Source organism: Candidatus Poribacteria bacterium, from assembly GCA_021162805.1.
In the GTDB taxonomy this organism is placed as follows: Bacteria; Poribacteria; WGA-4E; order B28-G17; family B28-G17; genus JAGGXZ01.
The window spans coordinates 1-21,034 of the sequence record JAGGXZ010000169.1 but is presented as its reverse complement, the minus strand read 5'-3'; the positions used below and the strand labels follow the sequence as shown (position 1 = coordinate 21,034).

Annotated in this window: 14 protein-coding genes; 7 read left to right on the top strand and 7 right to left on the bottom strand. The window is 51.0% G+C overall.

Going from position 1 to position 21,034, the window contains the following annotated elements:
* Nucleotides 1-140 precede the first annotated feature (140 nt).
* From J7M22_13185 to J7M22_13160, 6 genes are all read left to right on the top strand, one after another.
* Nucleotides 141-908, top strand: a complete 768-nt coding sequence (locus J7M22_13185; protein MCD6507563.1) for a carboxypeptidase regulatory-like domain-containing protein — start codon at nt 141-143, stop codon at nt 906-908.
* 29 nt (nt 909-937) lie between these two features.
* Complete coding sequence (gene purE, locus J7M22_13180) at nt 938-1,429, top strand: 5-(carboxyamino)imidazole ribonucleotide mutase (GenBank protein MCD6507562.1); 492 nt, start codon at nt 938-940, stop codon at nt 1,427-1,429.
* Nucleotides 1,422-1,619, top strand: a complete 198-nt coding sequence (locus J7M22_13175; protein MCD6507561.1) for a hypothetical protein — start codon at nt 1,422-1,424, stop codon at nt 1,617-1,619. The genes purE and J7M22_13175 overlap by 8 nt, the downstream gene beginning before the upstream one ends.
* Nucleotides 1,616-1,831: a hypothetical protein gene (locus tag J7M22_13170; GenBank protein MCD6507560.1), complete on the top strand. Its 216-nt coding sequence runs from the start codon at nt 1,616-1,618 to the stop codon at nt 1,829-1,831. Before J7M22_13175 ends, J7M22_13170 begins: the two co-directional genes overlap by 4 nt.
* Before the next feature lie 160 nt (nt 1,832-1,991).
* Nucleotides 1,992-3,215: a Gfo/Idh/MocA family oxidoreductase gene (locus tag J7M22_13165; protein ID MCD6507559.1), complete on the top strand. Its 1,224-nt coding sequence runs from the start codon at nt 1,992-1,994 to the stop codon at nt 3,213-3,215.
* On the top strand, nt 3,196-5,004 hold the full coding sequence (locus tag J7M22_13160; GenBank protein ID MCD6507558.1) for a PAS domain-containing protein: 1,809 nt from the start codon (nt 3,196-3,198) through the stop codon (nt 5,002-5,004). The genes J7M22_13165 and J7M22_13160 overlap by 20 nt, the downstream gene beginning before the upstream one ends.
* On the opposite strand, the gene J7M22_13155 is transcribed toward J7M22_13160, so the two are convergent.
* The 7 genes from J7M22_13155 to J7M22_13125 form a co-directional block, all read right to left on the bottom strand.
* The gene (locus tag J7M22_13155) at nt 4,961-5,863 is read right to left on the bottom strand and encodes a heme ABC transporter ATP-binding protein (protein MCD6507557.1); all 903 of its coding nucleotides are present in this window, start codon (nt 5,861-5,863) and stop codon (nt 4,961-4,963) included. The genes J7M22_13160 and J7M22_13155 overlap by 44 nt on opposite strands.
* Before the next feature lie 12 nt (nt 5,864-5,875).
* Nucleotides 5,876-6,118, bottom strand: coding sequence for a hypothetical protein (locus J7M22_13150; protein ID MCD6507556.1), 243 nt, complete (start codon nt 6,116-6,118; stop codon nt 5,876-5,878).
* Nucleotides 6,119-6,134: 16 nt separating this feature from the next.
* Nucleotides 6,135-6,566 carry a hypothetical protein gene (locus J7M22_13145; protein ID MCD6507555.1) on the bottom strand — a complete coding sequence of 144 codons (432 nt, stop codon included), beginning with the start codon at nt 6,564-6,566 and terminating at the stop codon, nt 6,135-6,137.
* Nucleotides 6,567-6,677: 111 nt separating this feature from the next.
* On the bottom strand, nt 6,678-7,724 hold the full coding sequence (locus J7M22_13140) for an iron ABC transporter permease (GenBank protein MCD6507554.1): 1,047 nt from the start codon (nt 7,722-7,724) through the stop codon (nt 6,678-6,680).
* Nucleotides 7,725-7,856: 132 nt separating this feature from the next.
* On the bottom strand, nt 7,857-14,633 hold the full coding sequence (locus tag J7M22_13135) for a PD40 domain-containing protein (protein ID MCD6507553.1): 6,777 nt from the start codon (nt 14,631-14,633) through the stop codon (nt 7,857-7,859).
* 116 nt (nt 14,634-14,749) lie between these two features.
* Nucleotides 14,750-17,542 (bottom strand): FAD-dependent oxidoreductase, encoded by a 2,793-nt coding sequence (locus J7M22_13130; GenBank protein ID MCD6507552.1) that lies wholly within the window; start codon nt 17,540-17,542, stop codon nt 14,750-14,752.
* Nucleotides 17,543-17,658: 116 nt separating this feature from the next.
* The gene (locus tag J7M22_13125) at nt 17,659-18,438 is read right to left on the bottom strand and encodes a LamG domain-containing protein (protein MCD6507551.1); all 780 of its coding nucleotides are present in this window, start codon (nt 18,436-18,438) and stop codon (nt 17,659-17,661) included.
* A gap of 283 nt (nt 18,439-18,721) precedes the next feature.
* Between J7M22_13125 and J7M22_13120 the strand changes: the two genes are divergently transcribed.
* The gene (locus J7M22_13120) at nt 18,722-20,713 is read left to right on the top strand and encodes a hydantoinase/oxoprolinase family protein (protein MCD6507550.1); all 1,992 of its coding nucleotides are present in this window, start codon (nt 18,722-18,724) and stop codon (nt 20,711-20,713) included.
* The last annotated feature ends 321 nt before the right edge of the window (nt 20,714-21,034 follow it).

Below are 21,034 nucleotides of genomic sequence, written 5' to 3'. Positions count from 1 at the left end.
CACAATTGGTAGGCTTCGGCTCATAGAGCGGCCGGGAGCCTTGGTCTATCTGCCGCAATGGGATAGAAAGGAGGGGGTTCCTCAACCGGCAGATAGGTCAGTTTGACACAGTTTGAGGAACCAGGTTAAACGGTCTGATTATGAAGAGGTTAATACCCGTCCTGATCCTGATCCTCATCGCCTCCGGATGCGGCGAGGGGGAAAAGAAGAACGAGGAGGGTTTCCATCCTTCGCCCAAAGGAATCGTCTATGGATGGGTGAAGGATGGAACGTCCAAGGAACCGATCCCGAACGCCAAGGTCACCCTAAGAGATGAAACCGCCACGACCGATCAGGATGGAAACTTCTATTTCACGGATGTGGAGTATTCGGAAGGTCTCAACCTGGAGGTTTCGGCGCCTCATTATAAACCTTACAGCGAGTCCATAACCCTTAAGAAGCCGGAGCTCAGCAGGGTTATCTATCTGAAAAGGGATTTCGATCCTCAGAAGGAGATAGAATCCCTGATAGACAGGGTGGAAACGCTGATTGCCTCGGACGACCCGAAGGATATCCCGGAGCTGAAATCGCTCTTTTCCAAACAGTACAAGGCCTCCGATGACGATGCCACGACCTTCGTCGTCTCCCTGGGGCTTATCCCGAAGAACTACGACGATATCTTCCCCTGTGTGAGCTCGATATTCAAGAAATACGACGAGATTAAATTCGACTTCTCAAATATAAGGGTAACCGCTCCGACGGCATATCGAGCCGACGCCAGGATGTCGCTCACCATAAGCGTCAAAAAGGCCGAGGAGGATAAAAAGGCCGAGGTCGATCTGAAATGCACCCTGTCGCTGGTCAGGGGGAGCGGCGATTGGCAGATAAGCTCGTGGAAGCTAAACGAGATAATCGAAATAAGACAGTGAGGAGGTGATGGGTGAAGGTTGCCGTCTTGATGGGCAGCGATTCGGACTGGGGCGTCATGAAGGAAGCGGTGATGACCTTGAAAGAATTCGACGTCCCGTTTGAAGTCGAGGTGATCTCTGCTCATAGAACCCCACGCCGGGCCGCTGAATTCGCCTCAGAGGCTAAGGGGAAAGGCATTGAGGTCATCATCGCCGGGGCGGGCAGGGCGGCACATCTGGCGGGTTTTATAGCGGCGCATACCACACTCCCTGTCATCGGAGTGCCGATAGGCGGAGGAGCGTTAGGGGGGGTGGATGCCCTCTACTCGACGGTGCAGATGCCCCCTGGCGTGCCCGTCGCCACGGTCTCCATCGACGGAGCCCGTAATGCTGCCCTGCTCGCCGTAGAGATACTCGCCCTGAAGTATGAGGAGCTGTCCCAAAAGCTGAAGCTTTATAAGGATGAGATGGCTCGAAAGGTAGCTCAGAAGTCCGAGAGGATCAGATCGAAGCTCTCGGAGGAGGGATTGAGCGGTGGATAGCGAGGATATCGAGGCGGGGGGAGATATGTGCCGTCGGAAGGATATGGTCTTCATCTTCCACTCGGACGGCAGGCTCTGGGAGGTGCTGGAGGATCTGATCGCCATCGGAATCAACGCCCTCCATCCCATAGAACCCAAGGCGATGGATATCGTCGAGGTTAGGGAGAGGACGCGGGGCGGCTCTGCCTGATCGGAAACATAGACCTGGGATATACCCTCACAAGGGGGACCCCGGCCGAGGTCGAGGAGGAGGTGAAGGAGAGGATCAAGGCGTTGGCCCCGGGCGGAGGATACTGCGTCAGCAGCAACAACTCGGTCACCGAATATGTCCCCCTGGAGAACTACAACGCCATGCGCCTGGCGACCCTCAGATACGGAAGGTATCCGATTTCACTTGACTGAAAAGGGTCGCTTTGTTAAACTTTCCCACAAAAATAACCGAAAAGGAGGGTGATGTAGAGGATGCCCAACGACAAGAAGAAGCACCGCAAGAAAGTGAAAAGGCACAAGTTCAAGAAGCTCAGAAGGAAGAGAAGGCATCGCACCAAACGGTGAGGCTGAAATGAAACCGGTCGGTATATCCCTTGTCGGCGTGGCGAATTTCGCCCGTAGCCACGAAAAGACCATCCGGAGGATGGTCAAAGAAGGGTTGGCTCTCTTCAGAAGCGTCTTGATTCGAAATCCCAGAAAATATCCTGAGGACGTTGAAAGGTTCAGATCGGAAGGGATCACCGTCTACGAATCGTATGAGGAGATGCTGGAGGAGGAACAGAGAAAAACGGAGATCATCGCCCTTCCGACATCCATTCACACCCACAGTGGGATGACGATAGAGGCGCTTGAAGCGGGATATAACGTCATCGTCGAAAAACCTCCTGCACCGACCATACAGGAGCTGGACGCTATGATCCAGGCCGAGCGAAACAGCATCGGCTTCTGTGTGGTCGGATTCCAGAACCAATCTAAAAACACCGTTCGCGCTATAAAGGAGGCCGTCTGTGAGGGGAAATTGGGTAGGATCAAGGAGATCGTCGTCAAAGCCCGCTGGGCGAGGCTTGACAGCTACTACGCCAGAAATGATTGGGCGGGCAGGCTGATATGCGACGGCAGATATGTCCTGGACGGCCCCACGAACAACGCCCTTTCCCATTACCTCAACAACGCACTCTACTACGCTTCACCCGAATGGGGCGAGTTCGCCAAACCGGTTAGGGTCAAAGCAGAGCTCTACAGGGGACATAGGAACATCGAGACGGAGGACACCTGCTGTGCACATCTGGAGCTCGAGACCGGAACTCATGTCTACTTCTTCGTCACGCATTGTCCCAAAACGGATGTAGGGCCTGTGACGGAGGTGATCGGCACTAAGGGCAAGGCCACGTGGAGCATGAACGGACCTGCCGTGATGAGATACATAGACGGGACAGCTGAGACGGTGCCATACGATAGAAGATCTGAACACGACGAGGTGTTCCGCAACGCCATCAAATATCTGCGTAACGAATACTACGAACTCAACTGTCCCCTCGAAGCCACAAGGCCGTTCGTGTTGGCCGTGAACGGCATATTCGAATCGGCCGACAAAATCATCCCCGTGCCCGATGAATACGTGGAGCTCCTCCCGTTTCAGGACAGCATCAAGACCGTGATCAAGGGGATAGATGCGATCATCGACAGATCATATGCCCAGAGGAAGCTCTTCTCAGAACTCGACGTGCCATGGGCGAAGGAGAGCGATTGGTTCGATCTGACGGGATATACCAGATTTGAGAAAAAATTCGGCTGATCGGGTGATGTCACAGATGTATCCCAGTTGGAGGATACATGATCTCAGCGATTTCATAATCGAGAGCATCGATGCCGGCATCATACTCCTTGATGAGGAGATGAGGATCGTCAAGTGGAATTCAGGCATGGAGAGGCTAAGCGGATTCAGCAAGGACGAGGTGATAGGTAGGAAATATTTTGAGGTCTTCCCCCACCTGGAGCCCAGGTTTAAGGAGATACTCGTCCGGGTGATGGAGACGAAATCCCCTCATGAGATCAACCACTATGAACATCACACCCTTCGACGCGGCCCCATAGTCATAAATCGACGTATATACCCGCTGAGGGATGAGCATGATGTGGTGAGAGGCGTCGTCATAATCACGGAGGATATAACCGAGAAGGCTCTCCTTGAGGAACAGCTACGCCGAAAGAGCCAGAAGCTGGAGATGAAGGTCAGGGAGCTCAAAACGGTCATCGAGATCGTCAACGCCATGCAGAGCACCTACAGGCTGGAGGCGATCCTTTACATTATCCTCACCGGGATCACCGCCGGAAAAGGGTTGGGGTACAACAGGGCGATGCTCTTTTTGATGTCGGAGGACTTCAAGTGGCTTGAGGGTAAAATGGGGATCGGCCCGATCGACAGGGAAGAGGGATTCAGAATCTGGGAACAGATTCACGAGGACACCAGATCGCTTCGGGAGATGGTACTGGAGTATAACGGCGAGATCGAAAACTCCCCGCTTAACCTCGCTGTCAGGGAGATCCGCATACCGGCCGACAGGACCGACTCGCCGCTGATAAAGGCCATGAGCGAGAGAAGGGTGATAAAGTGGGATAGGGGAGATACGGACGAATACCTCCATAAGCTGAACCTCTCTACCTTCGTCGTACTGCCGATCCTCTCGTATGTCGAGCCGTTGGGCGTGATCGTGGTGGATAACATCGTCACGGGCGAGGAGATAGATGAGGATTCCATCGACACGCTGAAACTCTTCGCAACACAGGTGGCGATGGCGATAGAGAGATCGGTGCTGTATCAGGATCTGGACAGGCAGATCGAGAAGCTCAAACAGGCCAATGAGGAGATTCGAGCGGCACAGGAGCAGCTCTTGTACACCGAGAGGTTGGCCACCATAGGACAGATGGCCACGAACCTTGCTCATGAGATTCGAAATCCGGTCTCCGTAATCGGCGGATACGCTAGATCTGTCCTCAAGAGGATGGAGGACTCGGATGAACGGAGGGATTTCATACAGACCATAGTCGAGGAGACCGATAAGCTCGAGGAACTGTTGAGGCGAAACCTGGATTTCATTCAGCCGGCCGAGTTGAAGCTTGAGGCGCACGAGATCTCGTCGGTCATATCCACCGCCATATCGCTCGTCAGAAGGGAGTGCGAGGATAGAGACGTAAGGGTGCATCTCTCACTCGATGAAACTCCCGCTAGGATAATGGCGGATCAATATCAGCTCATCTACGCCCTCGTTCAGCTCGTCCGAAACGCCCTCCAATCCATGCCACAGGGAGGGGATATATGGGTGGAAAGCAGGGTTTCCGCGGGAGAGGGAACGGTGAGGATAGAGATAAGCGATACGGGATGTGGGATGTCAGAGGAGGTTCTGAAAAGGGCTTTCGATCCGTTCTTCACGACCGATAAGCTCAGATCCGGCCTGGGACTGACGATGGTTAAGAAGATCATAGAGGATCATAAGGGCAGGATAGAGCTCAAGAGCGAGGAGGGCAAGGGGACGACGGCTATCATTCTCCTTCCGCTGATCCGCGAAGCGGACTCAGAGGGATAACATGAGGGGCGGAGGTGACTGGGTTCCGAGCGACAAGGGCGTTTACCCCATAGATCTCCTTTATCGCCTCGGCGGTTAACACCTCATCGGGTTTCCCCATTTTGTAGGCGCGTCCCTCCTTCAGCAGGAGAAGCCTATCACAGTACTCGCCGGCGAGGTTAAGGTCGTGAAGGACCACCACGAAGGTCATCCCCTCCTCGGAGTTAAGCCGTTTTATCAGATCGAAGATCTCCATCTGATGTTTTAGATCGAGATGTGATGTGGGCTCGTCAAGCAGCATGACCTCCGGTTCCTGAGCGAGCGCCCTTGCGATTATGACCCTTTGAAGTTCGCCGCCGCTGAGCTCGTCCACGTGTCTATGGGCAAGCCTGAGCGTGTCGGTGTAATCCATCGCCTTCTCCGCTATCTCGAAATCCCTTTTGCCCTCGTTTTGGAACATGCCCAGATACGGCGCCCTGCCCATCAGGACGATCTCCCGAACGGTGAAGGGGAAGATGATAAAGCTCTGCTGAGGCACGACAGCTACCCTGCGGGCTATCTCCCTACGTCTCATCCTCCTGAGGTCCTTTCCCATGAAGCTCACCCTCCCGCTCCATGGGCGCAGGACGCCGCTGAGCAGCCTGAGGAGGGTGGTCTTGCCCGACCCGTTAGGCCCGATGATCCCCAGGATTTCCCCCTTCTCCACTTCGAAGCTCAATTCCTTTATGATCCGCTCATTTTCATATCCAAAACTCAGATTCTCGATCTTGTAGACTTTCACACCGTTTTGGAACGGTTTATCCCCATGGGGAACTCCACTCCTCCGTTTAGCGTGGCAACCTCTTGCAAGCCTCGTGAAATTAGAAGCGACATCATACATAACAAATATCGGCTATCCCTTTACCTTCTCCAACTCCCTGCGGAACTGATCTAGATCTCGGGCGATTACGGCGGTTCGGTGAAGTTGTTTTAGGATTTCCCTCACCTGAATGCTCTTTATCCGTTGGATCAGATCCAGAGGTAGAACTCCGAACTTGACCGACAGCGCCTCCAATACCATCTCTCTAGCATCCTCCAGCATACCTTGTTGTAATCCTTCCTCCTTGATTATCTCATAGGCTGGGGATTCTATCATGATGTCTCTCCTCCTATCAAGCAATCTTCTGACTATTCTCCCCGCTCTTCAGAACTTCCTCTCCTTCCATCCGCCATAAACTAATGACCTTATATCTGAACCAGACCGACCCATCCTCATACTTTTCTTGAACATCCTCCTTCCTATGGAAAAGAATCACAACGCTCATCACAGGGAGACGATATCTTATCCTAAACCTTGCATGATACTCCAACAACCTCAAGGGCAAATCCCAGTTCCATCTCGTCTGAAACTCCAACAAGATTATCTCCTCTCTCCCCTCAGCCGTCTTCACCCTCAAAGAGTAGTCGCTCCTCCTGAGGCTGGCTGTCTCTTGAGGAAGTTCTTCTATCAGCTCAACCTCCTGTGGGTCTATTCCTAGAAACCTCCTCAGTATCGCTTCCTTACCATGTTCCACTATCACTTTGGAAGCAACATCGTACTGCATATTGGTTACCTTTATAATCACGACGGTCATAACTTTTGTTAGATTATACCAAAGCTCTACATCTTATGACAAGCGACACGCCCAGTATTTCAGAAGGAAATCGGATGTGACTCACATAAGCGGCTTGCGATGCTTTCTCAAAAGATACACGAAGAAAGGGCCTCCGCAGATGGCCGTTACGACTCCTATCGGTATCTCACTCGGCGCGATCACCGTCCTGGCGAACGTATCGGCTATCACCAGAAACGAGGCACCGATCAGCGCCGACGACGGCATCAGTATCCTCTGATCGGTCCCCACCACCATCCTGGTTATGTGAGGGATGATCAGACCCACAAATCCGATCATCCCGCATGCCGCCACCGACGCTCCCGTCACGAGCGAGGCCATGACGAATACGACCAGCTTCGTCCTCTCCACATTGACCCCCAACTGAGCAGCGCTCTCCTCGCCGAGAGCCAACAGGTTCATATCGCGTGCCAGGCCATAGAGCACGATCGAGCCTATCAGGATGAGGACTGAGGCGGATATGGCCACGTTCGATGAGGGCAGGTTGAGATCGCCCATCGTCCAGAACTGGAACGTCCTGGCGTGTGTCAGGCCGGCCACGGATATGAGGAACATGATGATCGCCGAGAAGAAGGAGTTGACGATCACCCCGGCCAGAAGCAGGGTATATGCCGGAAGCCTGCCTCCGATCCGGGCGATGTTGTAGACCATCAACATGGTTAAGCTCGCCCCTACGAATGAGAAAAGGGGCAGGGTTGACATGCCCAGGGCCGATTCGGCGCCGAGGAGTATGGCGATTATCGCCCCCAACGCTCCGCCGCTTGAAACTCCCAGAATATATGGATCGGCCAGGGGATTTCTCAGGAGAGACTGGAAGCTGGCGCCCGCTATCGAGAGCGCCATCCCCACCACGGCCCCCATCATCACCCTGGGGGCGCGGACGGAGAGGATTATCGCCCGATCGGCATCGGACCAGCTTTTCTCAAGCGATATGCCCGGCAGCGCATCCAGCAGGATCTTAAAGGTCCTGACGGGATTTATCCGAACGGCTCCGACGCTACATGCCAGGGCCGCCACGACGAAAAGCCCGATCAACAGCCCAAAGGTTATCGTCCCCCATCGAGCCCTGTACGCCCATATCTCCTTCATATCAACAGGGTGTCTCCCCATTAATCCAATCCATCACATGTCCATCCACAGCTCCGAGCACATCTCCCCCTAGGACCACCTCTGCACCAGCTTCCTGGGATATTCCAGATGCTCCTTATCGTTCTTCTCTTTCTATTTCAGGATAACCATCTTCTTGGCAAACGTCTTTTCACCAGCTTGTATCTGGTAAATGTAAACCCCGCTTGCAACCCTCTCGCCTACTTCGTTTCTTCCGTCCCAATATGCAGCGGAGGATTTGGAGATGTAGTATCCTGCACGGAGATATCCCAGATCAAGCGTTTTAATCAGTCTACCTCTCATGTCGTAGATGCGAATCCTCACATCTCCCCCTTCCGCCAACTGGAACGGTATCCAGGTTTCAGGATTGCAGGGGTTGGGGTAGTTCTGCAGAAGAACGGTATCGTCGGGAACAAACTCTACTTTCCCCCTTTCAACCTTTACTTTAACTCCCTCGTTTATCCTCACCCTCTCGATTTTCACCTCTGAGGGATTCCCCACATACCTCGCGACTTCAAACTCAAGCTGGAACAGATCTCCTTTTCCTGATCCTATCTCCTCAGATGAGGCAAAGGCAAGTCTTACTAGATCATCGCCGACATTTTGGGCAATCTCAAACCCCTTCATCCCTGAAACCTTTATCAGCTTCAGTGCCCTCGGATCATATCTGATCCTCATCTCTCCCGACAAGATCCCTTTCATATCATCTATCACTATCGGAACTTTTATCCTCTCTCCCGCTTTTGTCCTGATAGTTGGGATTGAGATCACTTTGCTCATCCCCTCATACGACGGTGCTGCCTCACCTTGGACGGGAAACTTCTTTATCTTCCCCACGACGAACATGAGGATATAGGCTGCGTCGAGGGCTGATATATCTCCGTTTCCGGTTACATCTGCCACATCGAGATTTATCTCATCGGCTGATACCTTCCCCACCAGATATTGAAGCAACCTTGACGCGTCATATGCTGTGACCCTACCGTTTCCGGTGACATCTCCCCAGATCTTAGGTGGTTTGACGATGACATTGGTGTCCGGTGATGTCTCATTTATATCTGGTGTATCTGTGATCTGAGTCAGTTTTGTGCCATCAGATTTCATCCTCCAGATATCCCAGTTTCCACTTCTCCTAGCGCTGAATATTATCGTTCCACCATCAAGCGAGAAGCTCCCAAGCTGCACGGTTTCTTTATCCACCTCTCCTGTCAGAGAATGAGGATTATTCCCGTTAACATCCATCGTCCAGATGTCGAATTTGACCTCTCCTCCATCCCATGGAGCCGCTTGATGCAACCAAATTATTTTTGAGCCATCCGGAGACAGTAAAGGCGCTTTGTCCGCATCGCTGTTCTGCGTAAGCCTTTTTATGTTCGTCACGGCGTTGCCATCTTCGGAAAGATCACCAACATATATCTCTGTGTCAAATACCCATGAATGTCCTTTATAATGCTCGAAGACTATTTTCCTCCCATCTTGGGAGATATCAGGTGCGGCGTAATACCAATTCTGAGCCACCAGAACGTCATGTTCTTTCTGGTCAGGTGGTCCATCAGGATCAACCCAACAGATTTTATGTGGCATCCCTCCGCTTCCCGAGTATGTTCCAGGATCGAAGTAGATCTTATCGCCCTTCGGATGCCATGAGATTCTGTAGAACGACCACACATCATCTCCATCGTAGATCTTTCTCTGTCCTGTTCCATCCGCGTTCATAATCCAGAGATCGACGGTTCCATCCTCATCCTTCTTCGCATATGCTATTCTACTTCCATCTGGAGATAAGCGGGGCATCCATTCAGGTTTCGGATCATTCGTAAGTTGCTTTCTATAGCTCCCATCAATATCCATGATCCATATATCTGGATTGCCACTTTCATCTGAGACAAAGACGATCTTTCTAGTTTGAGGCGCAGGTTGGACGGGATTTTCGTGGTATTCATTCCAACCAGGGGAAAGCGTTAAGATCGAGGGAAGCGGATTAAAAGCTCCGTCAGGAGACTGAGCTACGTTGCTTATAGAAGGTTTACCCCCGACCAGTATCATGTGGAAGGATGTATCTACCTCAGACCATGTGGTTTTTCCGTAAAGCTTAATATCATGGGGATATATATCACCTTGCTCATATAGCGAGGTTCCACAATCATGCTGAGTTACCACCTCGGTCGAATCAAGCTTGGCACTTGCAACATTTCCGTTGTCACAGTGAGCTATGATGTAGACGAACGAATTTTGAACATCTGAAGGATAATCGATCGAGAACGATCTCGACCCTTCCCCATCATACGTCTCAGGGTCAGGAACCGGGGCCCAGTAATCCATTAAATCTCGATATCTCCATTCGCTGTTGTAATCCTTCGCCCAGAAGATAAGGCTATAGATAATATGGACAGGGCTATCGAGGTTATTCTTTATCCTTGGCAGGAATGTCGAATACTCGGGTCCTGATATCAGACCTCTCTCAATCAGCGATCGATATTCCATCCATGCCACCTTGTTGAGGAAGATATCTTTAGTAGTGGCTGAGAGAGGCATCCAATCGTTGTAACAGACGAGGGCACTTAAGGCTTCTACAACGGAGGCAAATACACCGACGAGGAAATCCCCATCTTTTGACAAGGCAAATTTGAAAGTGACGTCGAATGAAGGATTCCATCTTTCATCTTTGTAATCACTGGAGCTTTTACTCCACACAACGTAATCTTCAACTATATGAGCGTTGTATTCCTGGAGCTGAGCTACTAGATTATTTGTATCCACAGAGGCTCCGGTATCCACGTTCAGAGTGAAGATTGAGTTTTTAAACTCATCTTCGATGCTCCCAGAATAGAACACAGCGTTTTTCTCTGAACTGCTTAGATTTAGACGATGCTCCTGCCAGGCTGGGGGGAAGAAGCTAACGTTTAGATCATACAGTCCTGCTTCTTCTTGAACGGGTGGTTGAACCGTCAATTCATAAGCATAAAGGGGAGTAATAGGAGAATCAATATTCAGACTATCAGGTGCTTTGATATCTACTATTTCCGCCTCTTTTCCCCCTATTACCACGTTAAAGTAATCCTTAACAGAATCAGCCAACGCAGGTAAGGTTTCGGGGACACAGATCGCTACTATGATTGAGATCTCAGATGGGTTATTATAGCTTCCTGCTTGGGCTGGATTTTCAGAGGTAGGCTTTGCTATGTAAAGCTTAGCGGCTATCCAAGTTGTAGCCTCGTTGTTTTGCTCATTCTTCTCCTTAATTTCATCCTCTGGATCAACAACCACCTTTATTTCAAATATTCCTTCCTCCCCCATCGACCAGGTGATAGAAGCTGTTTCTGAGGATCGGGCACGGATGGTGTTCAAAGAGGTCTCAGCTATGGGGCTCCAGAGAGTTTCTCCATACTCTTGAATCATCCTATCAATTTCGCTCATCTGTGATTGCCACGCTTCCCATGCCTCTGGTGGATCATCAGGGGATGGTTCAGGAGGATATCCTCCAACGTATTCTAAGGCGGCTTTATACCAATCTCCAGGTCTCTCATAAAATGCTATTTTCACATTGCTTGCGTCTGTCTCACCGATATTATGCACAACAGCTGTGATAACCTCCTCACAGAAATTGTAGGAGATATCATCGTAGGAAATAACAAGATCTGGCTTCAATTTTGGATCAAATTTCACGTTTACATCCCTGCTTTGGAGAATCGGAATATAAGAGCTATAAGCTTCATCGTTAAGCGGGTTACCTCTTAGATCGATTCCAATATTTCGCCCAAGCCCTAGATTGGCTACCAGTGGGCTGATATCTGATATCCTATTGTAACTAAGATCCAACCATTCCACGACACCTATCTCACTTAGGGGACTTAGATCGCTGATCTGGTTATGGCTTAGAATCAAACCTTGAAAATCACCAAGTCCACTCAACGCTCTCACATCATCTATTTGATTATTACTCAAGTCCAAATGACACAGATTAACAAGCTTGCTCAATGAAGCGATATCTGATATTTGGTTATCACTCAACCATAGCATCTCCAGATTGATAGCATATCCCAACCCACTTAGATTACGTATCCCACGCCCTGAAGCATCGAGCTGTGTTAAATTTGCCAAATCTTCTTTTGTTATTGGTCCGTCAGGTTTGTTTATCGCTTCCCTTATCGCTGCTTCGAGGTTGGAGTCAACGAAAGTTATTTCCTTAGGTTTGACAGTAAAACTTGCCACTCCATACTTGATATCATATTGCTTTGTCTGGTTCTCATTCCAGACCCCTACTGTTACTATGTATTTACCCGCTTTAGCGTCTTCTGGGATCTTCCAGCATTCTAGGAATCCTGTTGAATATCCCCCTGGTGATAGGGACGCTATCGATTTAAAAATACCCTCTCTAACGTTATTGCCGTCCGGATCAGCTATATCCAAATTTATCACCAAATTGGATAAAGAACATTCACCCTCAAGCTTCACGTTCGCTTTAACGGTTTCACCCTTCTCATACTCCTGCTTGTTGGTTTCAACTGAGATTATTTTCAGCACAGGAGGAGGTGGTGTTTGTATCCCAGCCCATATTGCCGGATGGTCCCATTTATTATCCTTTTGAAACTTAGGAAATTTGGGTGCCCCAAAGCCTGCTTCTATCCCTGTACGCCACCATCCCCATCTCCCTTCATAAAATTCAGCCCACTCAGGTAAGAAGTAATTTTCATCCTCCAGCACAACTCTCTGCTTCCATTCTTGAGGCCTTATTATCTTCCCATTTCCATTTGCCTTATCTTTTTTACAAATGAGGTTTCCTCCTCTTATTAAACAGACCTTTCTCTCAGGAATAGATGTGAAGTAATTGGCGTGGGAACCTATCGCTACATATACTACTGGATGAGTTCCTTCCCTCTCAATTTCTTTCCAAGGTTTTCTTATTATCTCTCCACTATCATTATGCGCTGAATAAGCAGCATAAATTGGTGTTTTAGTTAAAGGATGGAGGAATATAGTTATACCTTCCCAGTCACCTTCATGGGAATTATACCCAAAAGGATAATCCCCCCAGGAGTTATAGGCATAGAAGAACCAGTATTGAATTACTAGATAACTATAATCAGGCTCTATAAACTGGCGAGCATAGTATGTATACCTCTCAGGAAATGCACTTTTATACTCATCTAAAACTGCATTTTCCTTCGCTTCTTCATAATCAATAAATTGAAGGAAAATCCTGGTGAGATCCTTCTCCTTTTTAATTTTCTTCGAAAAATCGGCGAGTGATTTTAAAGTTTCTATTTCTCCTTCCCCTTTAAGCTTCTCCGGTAAAGGTTTATACCAAGCGTCATACCACAAACTGCATTTTTGAACATAAGCATCGGCGTCCATCGGAAAGTACAGTTCCTCATCATTTTCATCCTTGTGAAATTTCAAGATAGGTTCATACTTCCTTATCAAGGACCCTGGAGGAGCTTCACGTTTAACAGCTTCTCTTACAACTCTAATTTCTCGCTTTAAGACATAGAATCCCTGTTGATCGATATATGCAGAATCTGTTGGATAATTGAATCTAACCTCGCTATCGTTATCCTTAAACGTGATCCTGCAATAAACTACAAATATCCCTTCATCCTTTGGGCGGACCTTAATTTTAAGCTCATGTATCTCCCTAGATTCCCAACCATTGTTGCTCCACTTTGTATCAGCAGCTTCAACCAATAGATAGGATGCTTTTATATCCCCTTTATCCTTATGCCAAATCGTTTCACCAGCGGCTTTAATAACTGTTTCAGGTGCATCATTGCTAATAACTTCAACCCTGCCTTTATCATTAGGAGAATCTAACTGTGGGAAAGATAGAGATAATGTTCCTATGGGGGAGAAACCACCTCTATTTCCCCCTTTTATAGTTATTTCAATCACATCGCCCAATATAATCTCGCCCGGAGGAGAAAATGAAACGTCTACTATTAAAGGAGATGGATCTAGAAATGCTTTTTCCATTTTTACATCAAGGAAGGAGATATCAGCGTCAGGAACGGTGAAGTTGCTTGTAAAATCCTTATAGCCTGATCTAATAACCCTTATTTTATGAGCAGATCCTATCACATAAGATCCAATGTTGATCTCCCCGTCACTTTGTGTTTTGCCTTTGTAATCTCCATCAATATATACCTTAGCTTCCGGAATAGGATCTCCCGCATCATAACTTGCTCCTGTGAAAACACGAACGATAACGCCGGCCTTTTTAGGTTCAGGTTCTCCTTCAACCGTGAATTGGATCTCCCCCCATGTTTTATGAACTTGCCAAATACCCCCATGTTTCGCTATTTCAAATCGAATTTCACTTGTGTAGTCGCCTGGTTCCCTATCCTTAGGCACCACCCAGGATAAAGTAACTTTACCTTTATCACCTGGATCAAGAGTTATCGTTTTACTATCAGTAGGATACCCTGCACCAAAGTATAGATGATAATCAGATTTTACATTCCCTGTATTTTTAACCTCGATTTCAACTTCTAAGGTCTCTCCTTGTTTTAATCTTGGGGTGACAACTTCTACAGAAAGAATCCTACCATCTATGTTGAGTTTATTTATGGAAATGTTTATTACCTGACTCGGAAGATCAGCAATATAATGGTTCAAACTATATGTTTCGTAAAGTTCATGAGAAACTTCAACAAGATACCACTTGTTAACTTCAAGCTCTATCTCATCTGTCCAACCCCCTTCAGTTGTTGTTAGAGTCTTACCTGCGACTTTCACTACAGCGCCTTCTACTGTTAAACCTCCTTTCTCCCACACTCTGAACGTCACCTTGCTGGTTTTTGATTTTGCCTTCGAGACATTAACTGTCCCAAGTAAGAGGGAAACCGCTATGCTCAGGAGAACCATAGCTGAGAAAATGTTATGTTTCCCTCTCATGATCCCCTCACCTCCAAAACAAAGTTTAAGGGTCACAATACTCCTAATGAACTCCTTTCGAGCCCATTATAGCGGATATAAAATTTGATGTCAAGAGAGGAAATCTTCCCGAATGGCTATCCCGCTCTCCCGTAGATTTTCCCCGCATATCGCCTTACGTAGGCCCGGGGATCTTTGAGATACGGCTCGGCGATCCGACGCACCTCATCCTCCGGCGCTCCTAACTCCGAGAGCGACTCGGCGATTGCCAGATCGATCTGCCACCTGGCGTCCTCAAGAACCGGATCTATCCCGCCGGTGCTGACCTGAAGGGCTCTTTTGGTCGGGAGATCCTTACGCTCTAGGAGCTCTCTCAAAGCAGGTATCGCCGTCTGATCACCGATCCTTCCCAAGGCCCTGACGGCAGCTATCAGGGCGTCAAGCGGGGCCTCCCTCCCTTTCAAAACATCTATGAGGACCGGAACTGCCCGTCTATCGCCCGATATCCCTAGAAAAGGTATGGCAGCCATCCACATCGGGACGGTCTTGTTTCCTTTGGGTTTTTCCTCACTTCTCCTCTCGAGGCATCTTAAAAGCTCCTTCACCCCTTCATCCACCCCATGCCAGGCGAGGGCCACCGCCCCCTTGAACCTCACCTCCGGATCGTCCGATCTCAACATTTCCCTCAACGCCAAGGCATTTTCACGGTTAGTGTGAACGGCGACCCACACCAGCGCCTCGGCCTCCTCCGGTTTAAGAGCGGATGGCTCCGGAGGCGATATCGCCCTATGCCCTCTCCGCTCCGGTATAGCGGGTTGAGGACGATATCTATCATCGAGCACCCCGCTTTCCCTCAAAGCGACCTGCAGCTTTTTCACGTCGATCTCCCTGGGCGTAATCCCCTCTTTCACCGCCATAGCAGCGGCCAATCCGGCCACCTCGCCTATCCTTTGGATATCCCTCTGCATTCTAAATGCCGCATGTGCGTCGTGTGTGAGCGATATGGCGCGGCAGGCCAAAAGAAGCCTCTCCACCTTCTTCGGGATGAGACATCTATATGGCACCTCACATCCTATCGGTTTGCTCCAATTGCCTAAGGCCCAGACCCACACCAGCGCCTCGTCGCTCTCGTTTTCATAGTCGAAGCCGTGATTGTCGTAGAAGGCCCTCATGAAGGAGACGGCGTCCTCGAACCTCCTGCCCGCCACCTCATCGGCAAGGGTGAGCTGATATTCACCGATTATATGCCTGCTCTGACGAATCCCTATGATCGGTGCGATGTATAGAAGGCGGTTCTCGTCGGTGAACCTGCCTTTGAGATAGCTTCTGAGACCGTTTCTTCGGGCCCTTGTCAGATCCTCCACGTCCGTCGGATCGACGTATCCGGCGTCGAAGTTGAAAAAGGACAATCTACCCTCCCTATCGAGCCTGCCAGCGGGCTGTGAATAGGCGTGCATGAGGTTATCCCTCTCACGGCCGACTATGAAGGGCGCTCCCGCCATAACGGCGATATCCCCGTCGCCTGTGCTGTCTATAAAGACATCGGCTTCACAGAGGGCAACCCCCTGCGGAGAAACGGCTATAACCCCGGAGATCTCATTTCTTCTCTCCTCGGCGGGCATAAGTTCCGTCCCCATCTCAGCCTTAAGCTGGTTTCCTCCGTCCTTAAGGAGAACGCCCGTTACGACGGTATTGAGATGGATCTCCACCCCTGCCTCCTCGAGCATCTGCTGTAGAACGATCTTCTTCGCCTCGGGATGGAAACCGCTGACGCCCCATCTGCCGGTGAAGAGCGGCGTCAGCTCTTCGACGCGCCGATCGACCTCATCCTGTATGCCGCCTTTCACCCCAGCGCAATAGCTATGTATGGCGCCGCCCGTCCCTATCCCGCCAAGTATAGGAGATGCCTCGATAAGAAGGGTTTTAACGCCCTCGCGTCCGGCGGCGATGGCCGCGATGGAACCTCCGGTACCTCCCCCCACGACGATCACGTCGCCTCTCACCTCCGGTCCTTTGAGGAGGGAACCCATTATCATCTCGGGGGGGAACTTCTTGACGCCCTCACACCTGGAGGCAAGTTCTCCTATCCTCTCACCTAGGGCGAGCCTGCCCGCAGGCGTGTTTTCCGCCTCAGAGGCCCAGATCCCACATCCGAGGAGGTTCCTTATGATCGGATGGATCGGTCCTTCATCCTCAAATTGAACCAGGGGGGCTGTGGGAAAGGGTTCATTTCCGGAATGGGTGACCAGCGCCTCCTTTAGCTGGGGCACCTCCTCACGAACGATTTTCAGCACGTCAGGCATCCTGCGTCTTGCGACGAGAGGGTTCGCTCCATCGACTTCGAACTCAACTCGAACCTCACCCCGCCACAGGGAGGGGTGAATCACGATCCCTTTTCCTAGATCGAGGGGCAATCTCAATCCCTCCCCCGTGTGGTTGAAGAAGATGGATTGAAGAGAGGGGATGGATCTCTCGGACCTTATAATCTTCACCCCAGTGTGTCTCCACAGGGACGCCTCCTCGGTCGCGTCCACGATAATGCTTGACCTAACGATCTGCTCGCCGCTTTTGCTTCCCAAAACCACTCCGAAAGCGGTGTCCCCCTCATAGATGAGTCTGACGGGATAGGAATACAACAGCACCGAGAGGTCATGCTCATCGGCGAGCCTATCGAGGATCATCTCAAGGGCGGGCGCATCGGCGATCTCCCCTTTGAGCCCTCCGATCGCGCGAAGCTCACCCAGGATACGTCGGGCGATCGGGGTATCAGCGCTGTTCAGATCCAACTGATATGCCCAGGTGCTCTCCCATCCAAGAGCTGGACGTCTCTCCACGAGTAACACCCTTTTACCGTTTTGAGCCGCCCTTAGGGCGCAGGCGAAACCGCAAAGTCCGCCGCCCACCACCAAGACATCGTATGTTCTTTCCATGGTACCTCCCTTTGTTCTTTGATACCCTCCGGGGAAAATCGAAAAGGCCCGAGATCACGTCTGATCCTGGGCCGTCAATCGTTATCTTTGTTTCACCTGATCCTTTTGATCTCCCCTCAGGTGGTAGTCAACTTATCCTGCGGCTTGACGGCAAGGCCCCTGATGTTCTTCATATCCCGTTTAACCTCATCGGCGCTGAGCGCCTTACCGTAGATGACGAATTCGTCGATAACCGAGTCGGCACCGTTTGCCGCCGGCATGTAACCGGTGTCGACGTTGAATCCTATCCTGGGGTTGGGATTAAGTTGTGGGAAACCGGCACCGATATTCGGCGAGACGCCGGATTCTTCGCCATTGATGTAGAGATGAGCTTTTTTCTCATTCTCAAAATCCCATGTCACGGCCACGTGATACCACTCCCCCGCCTTAGGTATGGCATCGGCCGCCGGCGTTTCCCAATCCTGATAGTCGGCATCGGTCGCGTCCTCGAAGTAAAAACCGAAGGTTGTGTCCCTATCGCCTATCGTTTTCCCCTTACCTATCATGAAGTATATGCTTCCGGTGTTGGCGTCGAAGAGCCTATAGGTATCCGAGTCGCTGCCGTCCCAATTGGGTTTGAACCAGAACTCAACCGTAGCCGTCGGCTGTAGGACGTTAGGTATCTCGACGTATTGATCTTTCTTGCCGATCTGAATCCCCTTTCCATATTTCCCCTGCACGCGCGTCGCACCGCCAACCACCTTGCCATCGTTGCCGTTACCGCTGTGATCGATCACCACGTCTCCATCCCCCTCGAAGGAGAGCCAGAGTAACATCCCTTCCTGTGCTCCTCCTGTGGCCGTAAAGGCCAAGGTCAGAATCATAACCGGTAAAACGGAGGTTAAAGCCTTGAACATTCTTACCTCCCCCTTGAGATTGATCTTCACGCGCTCGACCTTTATTCTATCCCCACCGGGCCGATTTGTCAAATTGACCATTTTCCTCGGATGTTATCTTCCTCTCCGACACGGAGAGGGGCGTTTTCTCCGTTCGAGAGGGATACCTAGCCCCTAGAGCCTGATCCACCGGATACACCCGTAGAGGCGTAGGGTGTCTCTACATTGCGAAGCTCGTTCAGATAAGATATAATCACTTCCCACGGGGAATTGAGGAGGGAAATATGAGCGCCGGGAGGTCAGGATGAAAACGGGCTTGGGAATAGATACCGGAGGGACATATACCGATTCGGTCCTCCTGGATTTCGAAACCGGAAAGGTGATTCGAAAGGCGAAGGCGCTGACGACGAGACATGACCTCTCGATCGGGATACTGGATTCCATAGAGGCGTTGGGCGATATCCCCTCAGGCTCCATAAGATTGGTCTCGCTCTCAACCACTCTCACCACAAACTCGATCGTGGAGGGAAAGGGCGGCAAGGTCTGTCTGATCGGGATCGGATACAATCCGAAGCTGCTCTATGAGGGGCTGGGTGACTCCTTCCCCGTCAGGGAGATCCACATCATACGGGGAGGACACGATATCTACGGGGTGGAACGGGAGCCGTTGGATCTGGAGGCGGCTCGTAGGGTGATCCTGAAGACGAGGGATTCCGTCGAGGCATATGCCGTCTCCGGATACGGCGCCGTGAGAAACCCCGATCATGAGATCAGGGTCAAGGAGCTGATACGATCCCTCTGTGATCTGCCCGTCGTCTGCGGTCATGAGCTCAGCGACAGGCTCGATTCGATAAAACGTGCCGTCACGGCCGCCTTCAACGCCAGATTGATCCCCCTTATCCGCGATCTCATCCTCTCCGTCGAGAGGGCGCTTAAGGCGAAGGGGATAGATGCCCCTATCATGGTCGTTAAGGGTGATGGCCATATGATGAGCCACAGGATGGCGATGGAGAGGCCGATAGAGACCATCCTCTCCGGACCTGCCGCCAGCGTGATGGGAGGTAAGTTCCTGTCAGGGTGTAAGGACGGGATCGTGGTGGATATGGGTGGAACGACGACCGACATAGCTGTTCTCTATGACGGCTCCCCCAGACTCAGCGGCGAGGGAGCGAGAGTCGGGGGGTGGCGGACGAGCATCCTGGCGGCCGATATCCAAACCACGGGTATAGGCGGCGACAGCCATATAAGGCTCGATCCGACGCTCGGCTTTACGATCTCACCCCGGAGGGTCGTTCCCCTATGTCTCCTTTCAAGCCGCCATCCAGAGATCAAAAAGGAGCTCCTCAGGATCGGCTCCTCCAGAAGGGCGCCGGCCTTTACCTACCAGCCGATCGACTTCCTGATCTTAAACAGATCGGACGACGGAGCGGGGCGACCTGAGGTGATATCGCAATTGAGAGACGGGCCGAAGTCGATCGATCAGATCGCACGAGCCATGGGAACCCATCCCGCCCTTTTGAATCTGAACGATCTGGAGGAGAGCGGGGTGATAATACGTTCGGGGCTTACCCCGACGGATATCCTGCACTACAGAGGCATGTACCTGGAATGGGATAGGGAGGCGGCGGAGATCGGGGTGAAGCTCTGCTCCAGATGGCTTGGGATCTCGCCCGATAAATTCGCTGATAGGGTGCTTGAAGCGGTGGAGAGGAAGGTGGCCGGGGAGATAGCGGGGAAAATCATATCGGATGAATCCGGAATCGCCCTGCACAACGGATGCAGGTTGTGTAGCTGGATCTGGAGGGAGATGCTCGGCTTGGATGATAAAGGGGGGATCACCTTCTCCGCGAGGCTCAACTCGCCGATAATCGCCATAGGCGCGCCGGTGGAGGCTTACATGCCCAACGTGGCCCGTAGGCTGAACGCCGAATTGATCATACCTCCCCACGCCGAGGTGGCAAACGCAGTGGGAGCGATAACCGGCGGGATCGTTCAGACCGCCACCGTCCGTATAGAGCCGATATACACCCCGGCCGGAGTAGCGGGATATACGATCCATGCCCCATCGGGAAGGTTCGAGGTCGAGAAGATGTCTGAGGCGTTGAGGATCGCTGAGAGGGAAGCGTCAAATGAGGCCGAGAGGCTGGCGAGGATGGCCGGCGCATCTGAGGTGGAAATAGAGGTGGAAAAACTTGACATGGAGACCGCCGTCCCAGCGGATATGGGAAGGAAGGTGTTGCTCGAGATATGTGTTAGGGCGACCGCATATGGGAGAATGGAGGGGATAAAATTCTAGATGGTAAGGAAATCCATCAGGACATGTCTATATGTGATATCCCCACTGCTGCAGGTGAAATTATCTTATCGTCGTAACGTGTGGATAGTTCAAAATTCTTTCGTCTAGAGTCACTAATGGACAACTGTATACTCTTGCCGTGGCCACGATGATTTGATCAGCGGGATCACGATGAAATTTCCCTGGTAATCTGGTCGCTCATATTATCGCCAAGTGTAGCGGAGATCCGAGAAGCCAGAAATGTTTATTTCTCAGTGTTAGAAGGAGACGGGAAACAGGAAGCAGGAGGCAGGGGAAAATCTATATTCCTGTCTCCTGTTT